We start from the raw sequence: 13,639 nt of genomic DNA, 5'->3' as shown, positions 1-13,639 counted from the left end.
GGCGGTTCGTCCCGTCATGCGCCTAGAAGCCCCTCAAATAGGGGCGAGCCAGCTTGCGCTTGTGCTGGCGAAGCGCTGATGGATAACATGACCGAAGACCGGGGTGGAATTTCCCGGTGGTTGACGGAGTGCCTATGACCAAATCCAGCGGCGGCGATTCGAAGAACACGCTCTATTGCTCGTTCTGCGGCAAGAGCCAGCACGAGGTCCGCAAGCTGATTGCCGGCCCGACGGTGTTCATCTGCGATGAATGCGTCGAGCTGTGCATGGACATCATCCGCGAGGAGCACAAGACCACGCTGGTGAAGTCGCGCGACGGCGTGCCGGGGCCCAGAGACATCTGTGCCGTGCTCGACGATTACGTAATCGGCCAGTATCACGCGAAGCGCGTGCTGTCGGTCGCGGTCCATAACCATTACAAGCGGCTCGCCCACGGCGCGAAGAACAACGACGTCGAGCTCGCCAAGTCGAACATCATGCTGGTCGGCCCCACGGGCTGCGGCAAGACGCTCCTGGCGCAGACCTTGGCGCGCATCATCGACGTGCCGTTCACCATGGCCGACGCGACGACGCTGACCGAGGCCGGCTATGTCGGCGAGGATGTCGAGAACATCATCCTCAAGCTGCTGCAGGCGGCGGACTACAATGTCGAGCGCGCGCAGCGCGGCATCGTCTATATCGACGAGGTCGACAAGATCAGCCGCAAGTCTGACAACCCGTCGATCACGCGCGACGTGTCGGGCGAGGGCGTGCAGCAGGCGCTCCTGAAGATCATGGAGGGCACCGTCGCCTCCGTGCCGCCCCAGGGCGGGCGCAAGCATCCGCAGCAGGAATTCCTGCAGGTCGACACGACGAACATCCTGTTCATCTGCGGCGGCGCGTTTGCGGGCCTGGAAAAGATCATCGCCAACCGCCGCCAGGGCACCTCGATCGGCTTCGGTGCCGACGTCAAGGGCCCGGACGAGCGGACGACCGGCGAGATCCTGCGCGACGTCGAGCCCGAGGATCTGCTTAAGTTCGGCCTCATCCCCGAGTTCGTCGGCCGCCTGCCGGTCGTAGCCACCCTCGAGGACCTGGACGAGAAGGCGCTCATCGACATCCTGACCAAGCCCAAGAACGCGCTGGTCAAGCAGTACCAGCGCCTGTTCGAGATGGAAGACGTGCGCCTCACCTTCAGTGAGGACGCGCTCCGCGGCATCGCCAAGAAGGCGATCCTGCGCAAGACCGGCGCGCGCGGCCTGCGCTCGATCATGGAAGGCATCCTGCTCGACCCGATGTACGATTTGCCGGGCCTCGAATCGGTCGACGAGATCGTCGTCAACCGCGAGGTGGTCGACGGGCGGGCTCAGCCGCTCTACATCCATTCCGAGACGCGCCGCGCCGATGGCGCGGCGGCCGGAACGCCTGCCTAAGACGGCATTTCAAGGGGCCCCACACCGCCCCTGACATGCGCGGGGGAGGAAGCGAGCTTCCTCCCCCGACCTTGAACGGGCCGCGACAAAGGCCACGTTAGTTCACGGGCAGCTACGCCTTAACGGCCGTTTCGCCGCGTGTCGGGGAACGGCTCCAGCCAAGACGAGGCATCATGTTCGAAATTCCGCGCGGTGCCCTTTATCCCGTCCTTCCGTTGCGCGACATCGTGGTTTTCCCCCACATGATCGTCCCCCTGTTCGTGGGCCGGGAGAAGTCGGTACGCGCCCTCGAAGACGTCATGAAGGAGGATAAGCAGATCCTGCTCGTGACGCAGAAGAACGCCGCGCAGGACGATCCGTCTGCGTCGGACATCTTCACGGTCGGCACGGTCGGCACGGTCCTGCAGCTCCTGAAACTGCCAGACGGCACCGTCAAGGTGCTGGTCGAGGGCGGCCAGCGGGCGCGCATCGTCCGCTTCAGCGACAACCCGGACTTCTTCCAGGCCTATGCCGAGCTCATCGAGGAGAAGAGCGGCGAGGGCAGTGAGCTCGAGGCGCTGGCGCGTACCGCCGTCGCCCAGTTCGAGCAGTACATCAAGCTCAACAAGAAGATCCCGCCCGAGGTGCTGGTCTCGATCAACCAGATCGACGATCCGGCCAAGCTCGCGGACACGATTGCGTCGCACCTGGCGCTCAAGATCCCCGAGAAGCAGGAGTTGCTCGAGGCCGAGACGGTCAGCGAGCGGCTCGAGAAGGTCTTCGCCTTCATGGAAGGCGAGATCGGCGTCCTGCAGGTCGAAAAGCGCATCCGCAATCGCGTCAAGCGCCAGATGGAGAAGACCCAGCGCGAGTACTATCTGAATGAGCAGATGAAGGCCATTCAGAAGGAGCTGGGCGAGGGCGAGGACGGCAAGGATGAGCTGGCCGAGCTCGAGGAGCGCGTCAACAAGACCAAGCTCACCAAGGAAGCCCGCGACAAGGCGCAGGCGGAGCTGAAGAAGCTTCGCAGCATGAGCCCGATGTCGGCCGAGGCGACGGTGGTGCGCAACTACCTCGACTGGCTCTTGAGCATTCCCTGGGAGCAGCGCACCAAGGTCAAGCGCGACATCAAGGCGGCTGAGACCGTGCTGCACCAGGACCACTACGGGCTCGAGAAGGTCAAGGAACGCATCCTTGAGTACCTGGCCGTCCAGCAGCGCATGAAGAAGGTCAAGGGACCGATCCTGTGTCTGGTCGGGCCACCGGGCGTCGGCAAGACCTCGCTCGGCAAGTCGATCGCCAAGGCCACGGGCCGCAACTTCGTCCGCATGTCGCTGGGCGGCGTGCGTGACGAGGCCGAGGTGCGCGGCCATCGCCGGACCTACATCGGCTCCATGCCCGGCAAGGTCATCCAGGGCATGAAGAAGGCGAAGTCGTCGAACCCGCTGTTCCTCCTGGACGAGATCGACAAGCTCGGCGCCGACTGGCGCGGCGACCCGTCCTCGGCGCTGCTCGAGGTCCTGGATCCGGAGCAGAACGCGACGTTCAACGACCATTATCTCGAGGTCGACTACGACCTGTCGGACGTGATGTTCGTGACGACCGCCAACAGCATGCGCATGCCGCAGCCGTTGCTCGACCGCATGGAGATCATCCGCATCCCCGGCTATACCGAGGACGAGAAGGTCGAGATCGCCAAGCGCCACCTGATCCCGAAGCAGATCGAGGCGCACGGCCTCAAGAAAGGCGAGTGGTCGATCTCGGACGACGCGATCCGCGACCTGGTCCGCTACTACACCCGCGAGGCCGGCGTGCGTTCGCTCGAGCGCGAGTTCGCCAACCTGAGCCGCAAGGCCATCAAGGAAATCTTGATGAACAAGACGGCGAAGGTGGCGGTCACCCGCCGCAACCTCGAGAAATACGCGGGCGTGCGCAAGTTCCGCTACGGCGAGGCCGAGACGGAGGACCAGGTCGGCGTCGTCACCGGTCTCGCCTGGACCGAGGTCGGCGGCGAGCTCCTGTCGATCGAATCCGTGCTGCTGCCCGGCAAGGGCAAGATCACGGCGACCGGCAAGCTCGGAGACGTCATGAAGGAATCAGTGCAAGCCGCTGAATCCTATGTGAAATCCCGCGGTCAGGCCTACGGCATCAAGCAGGCGGTGTTCGACAAGAAGGACATCCACGTGCATGTGCCGGAAGGTGCTACGCCCAAGGATGGACCGTCCGCGGGCGTAGCCATGGTGACGGCGATCGTCTCGGTCATGACCGGCATTCCGGTCCGCCGCGATGTCGCCATGACCGGCGAGATCACGCTCCGCGGCCGGGTGTTCCCGATCGGCGGCCTCAAGGAGAAGCTGCTCGCGGCTCTGCGCGGCGGTATCCGGACCGTGTTCATCCCGAAGGACAACGAGAAGGACCTGGCGGAGATCCCGGACAACGTGAAGAAGGGGTTGGAGCTCATCCCCGTGGCGCACGTCGACGAGCTCCTGGCCAAGGCGCTGACCAAGCCGCTCGTGCCGATCGAATGGAGCGACGCCGAGTCGCCTGCGGTTGAACCGGTGGCGCCCGCCGCCGAATCGGACGATCGCCCGGGCGTTGTGACCCACTAAGCACGGCGCGGAACCTGCATCGGGGCCCGGATGGCGACATCCGGGCCCTCTTTCATCAAAAACAGCCGATTTTTCGCAGAATAGCTCGCTTTTTCGGGCGTTCGGCGATTGACTGTCAAATGAGCCGCGATCTAAGCTCCCGGTTCATTCGAACGGGTAATTTTCCTGGTTCTACTTTGTGTCGTTGGAGGGGGTAGCGTGAACAAGAACGAACTCGTCGACGCGGTTGCTACCGCTACCGAGCTTAAGAAGTCCGAGGCGGCGAAGGCCGTGGATGCGGTCTTCGACAGCATCGAAGCTGCGCTGAAGAAGGGGGACGAGGTTCGCCTGGTCGGCTTCGGCACGTTCAGTGTTGCGGCGCGTGAGGCTTCCGAGGGGCGCAACCCGCGCACCGGCGAGAAGATCAAGATCGCCGCGTCCAAGCAGGCCAAGTTCAAGGCCGGCAAGACGCTCAAGGATGCGCTGAACTAATTGGTTTTGCGTTCGAGGCCGCCGTCGCCGGCGGCCTCTTCGGTCTGACGCGGCGAAACCGCCCGACGCGGCTCGGTCGACGAGCTGGTTGGAAAGGTCGCCGCGCCGGCCGCTCGGGAAGGCCCGATATCGGGCGATTAGCTCAGCGGTAGAGCGTCTCGCTTACACCGAGAGGGTCGGCGGTTCGAATCCGTCATCGCCCACCAATCCCGCAAAGATCTTTCCTTGCCGGAACGGCATACCCGCTTCACGGATCCTCGGTGGCACCTTCGCGATCCGGGTGGTATTGTCGTTGCCGAGCTTAAAGCTACGCCATCTGGCAGTTAAAGCTGCGCCTTTCGAAAATGGACGGCATGATGAGCGACATCGCATTGAATTCTGCCCAACGGCAGCCGACGGTCACGGATACGACCGGCACGGCGGCGCGCACGACGACGCAGCCGAACACCAGCACGACGCCCGATACGCCGACGGACCAGGTCAGCCTCAGCCCCGCAGCACAAGTGACGTCGGCCGCCTTCTCCGGCGCGACGCTGAACGACAAGGATGCCGTCAGCACCTCTGTCGGGCTGCGCCAGAGCATCGGCACGGCCAGCCTGTCGGTGAGCGCCAAGCAGAACCAGGCGATCCTGTCGCTGCTGCGCTGAAACGGCGCCTTCATCAAAAAGCGACGTAAGGCCGCTCTGTAGAGGGATCTGCAGGCGGCCTTTCGTGTTTTGACCGCATGGGCGTGCGAAGCGGGCGCCGGAATGTCCGGCAGGGTCAGAGCCGGCCGGTAAGTCTTTGATTTGCATCGGGCGATTCGCGTCATCCCCAGAAAAGCCGCGCAGTCTTGCGACGCATCCGCGCCTATACCAGCAGGCCGACAAAATCGCCCGGCGATGTTGCAGCCCAGCAATGCGCACCGCGGCGCGAAAAGACCGCTGTAACACGCTTGACCTCGGGGGCGGGGCGGGGGTACTAAGCGGCCCTCGGTTCGCGGGGGTGTAGCTCAGTTGGTTAGAGCGCCGGCCTGTCACGCCGGAGGTCACGGGTTCGAGCCCCGCCACTCCCGCCATTCCGTCCCGAGCATCGAAGGCGCTCATCGTTGCGCCCCGCGGCGGATAGCCGGCTCCCGGTCGGGATGGCCGCTTTTCTTTTCAGTTTGTACTCCTTATACCTAGTTTGATCATCCGTTGCGCCGGGCTTCGAATTTTCGAGGCAATCCGGTGAGTGCGTTCGCCGCCTGGCAATTTCGGCTCAGGTCGTGCGCCGCCTCCAGCCCGACAGGACCGAGAGACCGATCATGTCATCGCTCAGCCTGCTGCGAGAATATCTGCCGATCCTGATTTTCCTCGGCGTCGCGATCTTCATGGGCATTGCCGCCGTCGGCCTGTCCTTCGTGATCGGCAAGCAGAATCCGGACAGCGAGAAGCTCTCGCCCTATGAATGCGGCTTCGAGCCTTTCGACGATGCGCGCTCCAAGTTCGACGTGCGCTTCTATCTCGTCGCGATCCTGTTCATCATCTTCGACCTCGAGGTCGCCTTCCTGTTCCCCTGGGCGGTGACGCTCGGGGATATCGGCATGTTCGGCTTCTGGTCGATGGTGCTGTTCCTGGCGGTGCTGACCATCGGCTTTATCTATGAGTGGAAGAAGGGAGCTCTCGAATGGGAATGATCGGATCGTCCCAACCGGTCGCACCCGCGTCCCCGTCAGGCCTGGTGCCGATCCCGCCCGGCGCCACTCAGGACCAGCTCCTGCGCTCGGTGACCGACGAGATCACGAACAAGGGCTTCGTCGTGGCCTCGCTCGACGCGCTGGTCAACTGGGCGCGGACCGGCTCGCTCTGGCCGATGACCTTCGGGCTTGCTTGCTGCGCCGTCGAGATGATGCACAGCTACGCGAGCCGTTACGATCTCGACCGGTTCGGCGTCGTGCCGCGGCCGAGCCCGCGCCAGTCCGACGTGATGATCGTTGCCGGCACGCTCACCAACAAGATGGCGCCGGCGCTCCGCAAGGTCTACGACCAGATGGCCGAGCCCCGCTGGGTCATTTCGATGGGTTCTTGCGCGAACGGCGGCGGTTATTATCACTACTCCTATTCGGTTGTGCGCGGCTGCGATCGGATCGTGCCGGTCGACATCTACGTGCCGGGCTGCCCGCCGACTGCCGAGGCGCTGGTCTACGGCATCCTGCAGCTCCAGAAGAAGATCAAGCGTACGAGCGTCTTCGCACGCTGATTTCCGCGTTACGCCAGGCGACCCAAGAGGGATTATGACCCAAGCGCTCACGGAGTTCGGCTCCACCGTGGCCACGGCTCTCGACCAGAATTGCCTCAAGGTCGAGGTCATCCGGGACGAGCTCATCCTGTGGGTGCCGCGCACGGCGATCGTGCCGGCGCTCACTTTCCTGCGCGACGACCCGCGCTGCCTGTTCAAGGTGCTGGTCGACCTGTGCGGTGTCGATTATCCGGAGCGGCCGGAGCGGTTCGAGGTCGTCTACAACCTCTTGAGCCTGAAGCATAACCGCCGCATCCGCGTGAAGGTCTCGGCCGACGAGGCGACGCCGGTGCCGAGCGTGGTCGGCGTCTACAGCACCGCCGGCTGGTTCGAGCGGGAGGCCTGGGACATGTACGGCATCTTCTTCGCCGACAATCCGGACCTGCGCCGCATCCTGACTGACTACGGTTTCGAAGGGCACCCGCTCCGCAAGGACTTCCCGCTCACGGGCTTCGTCGAGGTGCGCTACGACGAAGATCAGAAGCGTGTCGTCTACGAGCCCGTCAAACTGAAACAGGAATTCCGCAGTTTCGACTTCCTGTCGCCGTGGGAGGGCATGAACCACCTGCTGCCGGGCGATGAGAAGTTCCGGCCGGCACCCGAGGCCGACGCGGGGAGCAAGAGCTGATGAGCGAAACGACCCTGAAAGCCGCGGGCACAGCCTTCGACGCTGCGACCGCATCCGGCGCCTTGACCAATGCGCCGGCGGCGATGGACATCAAGAACTACAACCTGAACTTCGGCCCGCAGCATCCGGCGGCGCACGGTGTGCTGCGCCTGGTGCTGGAACTGGACGGCGAGACGGTCGAGCGCTGCGACCCGCATATCGGCCTGCTGCATCGCGGCACCGAAAAGCTGATCGAATACAAGACCTACATGCAGGCCTTGCCCTATTTCGACCGGCTTGACTACGTGGCGCCGATGTCGCAGGAGCACGCCTTCGCGCTCGCGACCGAGAAGCTGATGGGCATCGACGTGCCCGAGCGGGCGCAGTACATCCGCGTGCTGTTCGCCGAGATCTCGCGCATCGCCAACCACCTCTTGAACGTCACGACCTTCGCGATCGACGTTGGTGCCGTGACGCCGCTGCTTTGGGGCTTCGAGGACCGCGAGCGGCTGATGGAGTTCTACGAGCGCGTCTGCGGCGCCCGGCTCCATGCCAATTATTTCCGCCCCGGCGGCGTGCATCAGGACCTGCCGCCCGGCCTCACCGACGAGATCCTGGGGTTCTGCGACGCCTTCCCGAAGCGCGTCGACGATCTTGAGAACCTGCTGACCGAGAACCGCATCTTCAAGCAGCGCACGGTCGACATCGGCATCATCTCGCCCGAGGATGCCTACGACTGGGGCCTGTCCGGCCCGATGCTGCGCGGTTCGGGCATCCCGTGGGACCTGCGCAAGTCGCAGCCGTACGATGCCTATGCCGAGATGGATTTCGACATCCCGGTCGGCAAGAACGGCGACTGCTGGTCGCGCTATCTCGTCCGCATGGAGGAGATGCGCCAGTCGGTCAAGATCATGCGCCAGGCGATCGAGAAGATGCCGTCGGGCCCGCACATGGTGAACGACCGCAAGGTGGCGCCGCCGCCGCGCGCCGAGATGAAGAAGTCGATGGAGGCCCTCATCCATCACTTCAAGCTCTATACCGAGGGCTATCATGTGCCGGCCGGCGAGACCTACACGGCCGTCGAAGCGCCCAAGGGCGAGTTCGGCGTCTATGTCGTGTCCGACGGCAGCAACAAGCCGTATCGCTGCAAGATCCGCGCGCCCGGGTTCGCCTTCCTCCAGGCGGCCGACTTCATGGGCAAGGGCCACATGCTGGCCGACGTGGTCGCGATCATCGGTTCCATGGACATCGTGTTTGGCGAGATCGATCGATGAGCGGAGAGCACGACCACGTGGTCGTCGAGCAGCCGGCGAGCTTCGAGTTCACGGCTGAGAACCTGGAGCGGGCGAAGAAGGTCATCGCCAAATATCCCGAAGGCCGGCAGGCGAGCGCCGTGCTGCCGCTGCTCTATATCGCGCAGAAGCAGCACGACAATTGGGTGCCACGCGCGGCCATGGACTATATCGCGAAGCTGCTCGACATGGCCCCGATCCGGGTCTACGAGGTCGCGACTTTCTACACGATGTTCAACCTGAAGCCGGTCGGGAAATATTTCCTGCAGGTCTGCCGGACGACGTCCTGCTGGCTCCGCGGCTCCGACGAGGTGACCGAGACCTGCAAGCGCAAGCTCGGCATCGACATCGGCGGCACGACGCCCGACGGCAAGTTCACGCTCGTCGAGGTCGAGTGCCTGGGTGCCTGCGTCAATGCGCCGGTGCTGCAGCTGCACGACGACCTCTATGAGGACCTCAATGCCGAGCTGACCGAGAAGCTGCTCGACAGCTTGGCCCAGGGCATCGTTCCGCCGAAGGGCTCCATGATCGACCGCCAGACCTCGGCGCCGGTCGGTGGCCCCGACACCCTCACGACCCTTCGGTTCGACGGAGACGGCAATGCTGCGTGACGAAGACCGGATCTTCACGAACCTCTACGGCATCCACGACTGGCGCCTTGCCGGCGCCCGCCAGCGCGGCGACTGGAGCGGCACCAAGGATTTGATCCTCAAGGGCCGCGACTGGCTGGTCGAGGAGATCAAGAATTCGAACCTGCGCGGCCGCGGCGGCGCCGGCTTCCCGACCGGGATGAAATGGTCGTTCATGCCGAAGGCATCGCCCGACGGCCGGCCGAGCTATCTCGTGGTCAACGCCGACGAGTCCGAGCCCGGCACCTGCAAGGACCGCGACATCCTCCGCCACGACCCGCACAAGCTGGTCGAGGGCTGCCTGCTCGCCTCGGTCGCGATGGGGGCGAGCGCCTGCTACATCTATATCCGCGGCGAGTTCTACAACGAGGCGTCCAACCTGCAGGTCGCGATCGACGAGGCCTATGCAGCGGGCCTCCTCGGCAAGAACGCCTGCGGCTCGGGCTATGATTTCGAGCTCTATCTGCACCGCGGCGCCGGCGCCTATATCTGCGGTGAGGAAACGGCGCTCCTGGAAAGCCTCGAGGGCCGCAAGGGCCAGCCGCGCTTGAAGCCGCCGTTCCCGGCGCAGTGCGGCCTCTACGGCTGCCCGACCACGGTCAACAATGTCGAGACCATCGCGGTCGTGCCGACGATCTTGCGCCGCGGCGGCAGCTGGTTCGCCGGCTTCGGCCGGCCCAAGAACAACGGCACCAAGCTGTTCTGCATCTCCGGCCATGTGAACAAGCCCTGCACGGTCGAAGAAGAGATGGGCATTCCCCTGAAGGAACTGCTCGAGAAGCATTGCGGCGGCGTGCGCGGCGGCTGGGACAACCTGCTGGGCGTCATTCCCGGCGGCTCGTCGGTGCCAGTGCTGCCGAAGTCGATCTGCGACACGGTGCTGATGGATTTCGACGCGCTGCGCGAGGTCAAGTCCGGCCTCGGCACGGCGGCGGTCATCGTCATGGACAAGTCGACCGACATCATCGCGGCGATCGCACGGCTGGCGCACTTCTACAAGCACGAGAGCTGTGGCCAGTGCACGCCGTGCCGCGAGGGCACCGGCTGGATGTGGCGCGTCATGGAGCGGCTCGTGAAGGGCAATGCCTCGGTCGAGGAGATCGACATGCTCTTGGACGTTTCCTATGAGATCGAAGGCCATACGATCTGCGCCTTGGGCGACGCCGCAGCCTGGCCGATCCAGGGCCTGATCCGGCATTTCCGCCCGGTCCTGGAAGAGCGCATCAAGAACTACCGCGCGACGGCCATCGGCCGCTCGCAGGCGGCGTGAGGACCGATCCATGCCGAAGCTGACGATCAACGGTATCGAGGTCGAGGTCCCCGCCGGGACGACCGTGCTGCAGGCGGCCCAGGCCGCCGGCGTCGAGGTGCCGCATTTCTGCTACCACGAGCGCCTGGCGATTGCCGGCAATTGCCGCATGTGCCTGGTCGAGATGGAGAAGTCGCCGAAGCCGGTCGCGTCCTGCGCCATGCCGGCGGCGGACGGGCAGGTGGTCTACACCAATTCCGAGAAGGCCCAGCGCGCCCGCAAGGGCGTCATGGAGTTCCTGCTGATCAACCATCCGCTCGATTGCCCGATCTGCGACCAGGGCGGCGAGTGCGACCTGCAGGACGAGGCCATGGCGTTCGGCTTCGACCGCGGCCGGTTCCTGGAAAACAAGCGGGCGGTCAAGGACAAGGACTTCGGCCCGCTGATCAAGACGCACATGACGCGCTGCATCCATTGCACGCGCTGCGTCCGCTTCGCGACCGACGTCGCGGGCGTGCCCGAGCTGGGAGCGACCGGCCGCGGCGAGAACATGGAGATCGGCACCTACGTCGAGCACGCGCTGACCTCCGAACTCTCGGGCAACATGATCGACCTGTGTCCGGTCGGCGCGCTCACCTCCAAGCCCTATGCCTTCGTCTCCCGGCCGTGGGAGCTGCGCAAGACGGAGTCGGTCGACGTGTTCGACGCGGTCGGCGCCAACATCCGCATCGACGCGCGCGGACCTGAGGTGCTGCGCGTGCTGCCGCGCCTGAATGATGACGTCAACGAGGAATGGCTCGGCGACAAGGGCCGCTTCGCCATCGACGGGCTGATGAAGCGCCGGCTCGACAAGCCCTATGTGCGAGAGAACGGCAAGCTCGTTCCGGCGACCTGGGGCGACGCGTTCGGCGCCATCGCGGCGCGGCTCAAGGGCGTCGCCGGCACGAAGATCGCCGGCATCGCCGGTGACCTGGTCGATGCCGAGGCGATGCTGGCGCTCAAGGACCTGCTGACGGCGCTGGGCTCGCCCAACCTCGACTGCCGCCAGGACGGCGCCAAGCTGCCGACCGCGCGTGCCGGCTATCTCTTCAACACGACCATCGCCGGCATCGAGCAGGCGGACGTCGTGCTGTTCGTGGGATCCAACCCGCGCGCCGAGGCCCCGATCATCAACGCGCGCTTCCGCAAGCGCTATCTCGCCGGCGGCTTCAAGGCGGCGATGATCGGCCCGGCGGTCGACCTGACCTATCCGGTGATCCAGCTTGGGGCTGGCCCCGAAGTTCTGTCGGACCTGGCCGACGGCAACCACAGCTGGATCGACACGCTCAAGGGTGCCAAGAACCCGATGATCGTGGTCGGGCAGGGGGCGCTCGCCCGCGAGGACGGTACCCACGTGCTCGATCTCGCCCGCAAGCTCGCCGACGCGGTCGGTGCGGTGCGCGAGGGCTGGAACGGCTTCAACGTGCTCCATACGGCGGCGGCGCGCGTCGGCGGCCTCGAGCTCGGCTTCGTGCCGGGCGAGGGCGGGCGTGACCTGGCCGGCATCCTCGAGGGTGCGCAGCACGGCGATATCGAGGTCGTCTACCTCCTGGGCGCCGACGAGATCGACATGGGCCGGCTCGGCAAGGCCTTCGTGATCTACCAGGGCCATCACGGCGATGCGGGTGCCGCCCGCGCCGATGTGGTGCTGCCGGGGTCGGCCTATACCGAGAAGAACGGCACCTACGTCAATACCGAAGGCCGCGTCCAGCTCGGCCGGCTCGCGACGTTCCCGCCGGGCGATGCGCGCGAGGACTGGAAGATCCTGCGCGCGCTGTCGGAGCCGCTCGGCCACAAGCTGCCCTACGACAACCTGGCCCAGCTGCGCCAGCGCCTCGTCGCGGTCAACCCGCGCTTCGCCCAGGTCGACGAGATCGTGCCGGCCGAATGGACCTCGTTCGGCGTCCCGGGTCCGACCGGCTCCGGACCGTTCGTCTATCCGATCGAGAACTACTACATGACCGATCCGGTCAGCCGATCGTCGCCGACCATGGCGGCCTGCACCGAATCGCTTCGCGCAACCGTCAGCCAGAAGACCGGCACAAATGGCTAATTTCTTGACGGATTACGCCGTCCCGTTCGCGTGGATCCTGGGTGGCATCATCGCCGTCGTGATCTGCCTCATGATCGGCATGGCCTACTTGACCCTGTTCGAGCGCAAGGTGCTGGCGGCCGCCCAGCTGCGCCTCGGCCCGAACGTGGTCGGCCCCTTCGGCCTGCTGCAGCCGATGGCCGACGGCCTGAAGCTGTTGAGCAAGGAGACGGTCATCCCGAGCGGAGCCAACCGCGTCGTGTTCGTGCTGGCGCCGATGATGACCTTCATCCTGGCGCTCGTCGCCTGGGCGGTGATCCCGTTCAACGCGCACCTGGTGCTGGCCAACATCAACGTCGGCGTGCTGTTCCTGTTCGCGATCTCGTCGCTTGGCGTCTACGGCATCATCATGGCCGGCTGGGCGTCCAACTCGAAATACGCGTTCCTGGGCTCGCTCCGCGCCGCGGCGCAGATGGTGTCCTACGAAGTCTCCATGGGCTTCGTGCTCGTGACCGTGCTGCTGTGCGCCGGCTCCTTGAACCTGTCGCAGATCGTCGAGGCCCAGTCGCACGGCTGGTTCGGCGTCTCGTGGCTGCCGGGCTGGTACGTGCTGCCGCTCCTGCCGATGGCCGTCGTGTTCTTCGTGTCGGGCCTGGCCGAGACCAACCGCTCGCCGTTCGACCTGGTCGAGGGCGAGTCCGAGCTGGTCGGCGGCTATTTCGTCGAATATTCGTCGATGACCTTCGCGCTGTTCTATCTCGGCGAATACATGAACATGATCCTGGTCAGCGCCATGACCAGCATCCTGTTCCTGGGCGGCTGGCTGCCGCCGATCAATGTCGCGTTCCTCAGCTACGACTGGATGGGGCCGATCTGGTTCTTCCTCAAGACCGTGTTCGTGCTGTTCTGTTTCCTGTGGGTCCGTGCGACGTTCCCGCGCTTCCGGTACGACCAGCTGATGCGCCTCGGGTGGAAGATCTTCCTGCCACTGTCGCTCATTTATCTGATCGTGGTCGCGGGCGTGCTCGTCGGCATGGGCTGGCTGCCCAAGGTCGGCTGAC

The 13,639-nt window shown here is 65.0% G+C and carries 12 protein-coding genes and 2 tRNA genes; all 14 read left to right on the top strand.

Annotated features, from left to right (window positions below; genetic code table 11):
- The first annotated feature begins 134 nt into the window (after positions 1-134).
- The 14 genes from clpX to nuoH all read left to right on the top strand — a co-directional run bounded on the left by clpX (position 135) and on the right by nuoH (position 13,638).
- Positions 135-1,412: an ATP-dependent Clp protease ATP-binding subunit ClpX gene (clpX, locus tag IEY58_RS27020; RefSeq protein ID WP_189051277.1), complete on the top strand. Its 1,278-nt coding sequence runs from the start codon at positions 135-137 to the stop codon at positions 1,410-1,412.
- 173 nt (positions 1,413-1,585) lie between these two features.
- Positions 1,586-4,000, top strand: coding sequence for an endopeptidase La (lon, locus tag IEY58_RS27015; protein WP_189051276.1), 2,415 nt, complete (start codon positions 1,586-1,588; stop codon positions 3,998-4,000).
- Positions 4,001-4,165: 165 nt separating this feature from the next.
- On the top strand, positions 4,166-4,471 hold the full coding sequence (locus tag IEY58_RS27010) for an HU family DNA-binding protein (RefSeq protein ID WP_268237599.1): 306 nt from the start codon (positions 4,166-4,168) through the stop codon (positions 4,469-4,471).
- A gap of 131 nt (positions 4,472-4,602) precedes the next feature.
- A tRNA-Val gene (locus IEY58_RS27005) sits at positions 4,603-4,677 on the top strand.
- Positions 4,678-4,827: 150 nt separating this feature from the next.
- A complete protein-coding gene (locus IEY58_RS27000) occupies positions 4,828-5,118 on the top strand; it encodes a hypothetical protein (protein ID WP_189051274.1) in 291 nt (96 codons plus the stop codon).
- 333 nt (positions 5,119-5,451) lie between these two features.
- Positions 5,452-5,528, top strand: a tRNA-Asp gene (locus IEY58_RS26995).
- Between the two features lie 228 nt (positions 5,529-5,756).
- Positions 5,757-6,128: an NADH-quinone oxidoreductase subunit A gene (locus IEY58_RS26990; protein ID WP_189051273.1), complete on the top strand. Its 372-nt coding sequence runs from the start codon at positions 5,757-5,759 to the stop codon at positions 6,126-6,128.
- Positions 6,128-6,691: a NuoB/complex I 20 kDa subunit family protein gene (locus tag IEY58_RS26985; RefSeq protein ID WP_456057533.1), complete on the top strand. Its 564-nt coding sequence runs from the start codon at positions 6,128-6,130 to the stop codon at positions 6,689-6,691. Before IEY58_RS26990 ends, IEY58_RS26985 begins: the two co-directional genes overlap by 1 nt.
- 34 nt (positions 6,692-6,725) lie before the next feature.
- Complete coding sequence (locus IEY58_RS26980; RefSeq protein WP_189051271.1) at positions 6,726-7,358, top strand: NADH-quinone oxidoreductase subunit C; 633 nt, start codon at positions 6,726-6,728, stop codon at positions 7,356-7,358.
- An 83-nt stretch (positions 7,359-7,441) separates the two neighbouring features.
- Entirely contained in the window at positions 7,442-8,611 is a 1,170-nt protein-coding gene (locus IEY58_RS26975; RefSeq protein ID WP_189051362.1) for an NADH-quinone oxidoreductase subunit D, read from the top strand.
- On the top strand, positions 8,608-9,240 hold the full coding sequence (gene nuoE / locus IEY58_RS26970) for an NADH-quinone oxidoreductase subunit NuoE (protein WP_189051270.1): 633 nt from the start codon (positions 8,608-8,610) through the stop codon (positions 9,238-9,240). The genes IEY58_RS26975 and nuoE overlap by 4 nt, the downstream gene beginning before the upstream one ends.
- A complete protein-coding gene (gene nuoF / locus IEY58_RS26965) occupies positions 9,230-10,528 on the top strand; it encodes an NADH-quinone oxidoreductase subunit NuoF (protein WP_189051269.1) in 1,299 nt (432 codons plus the stop codon). Before nuoE ends, nuoF begins: the two co-directional genes overlap by 11 nt.
- Before the next feature lie 10 nt (positions 10,529-10,538).
- The gene (gene nuoG, locus IEY58_RS26960; protein ID WP_189051268.1) at positions 10,539-12,599 is read left to right on the top strand and encodes an NADH-quinone oxidoreductase subunit NuoG; all 2,061 of its coding nucleotides are present in this window, start codon (positions 10,539-10,541) and stop codon (positions 12,597-12,599) included.
- Entirely contained in the window at positions 12,592-13,638 is a 1,047-nt protein-coding gene (nuoH, locus tag IEY58_RS26955; protein WP_189051267.1) for an NADH-quinone oxidoreductase subunit NuoH, read from the top strand. Before nuoG ends, nuoH begins: the two co-directional genes overlap by 8 nt.
- Position 13,639 lies beyond the last annotated feature (1 nt).

Origin of the sequence: Aliidongia dinghuensis (genome assembly GCF_014643535.1) — a bacterium.
In the GTDB taxonomy this organism is placed as follows: domain Bacteria; phylum Pseudomonadota; class Alphaproteobacteria; order ATCC43930; family CGMCC-115725; genus Aliidongia; species Aliidongia dinghuensis.
Note: the sequence above shows the minus strand (reverse complement) of the source record. Positions and strands in the feature narration are given on the sequence as shown.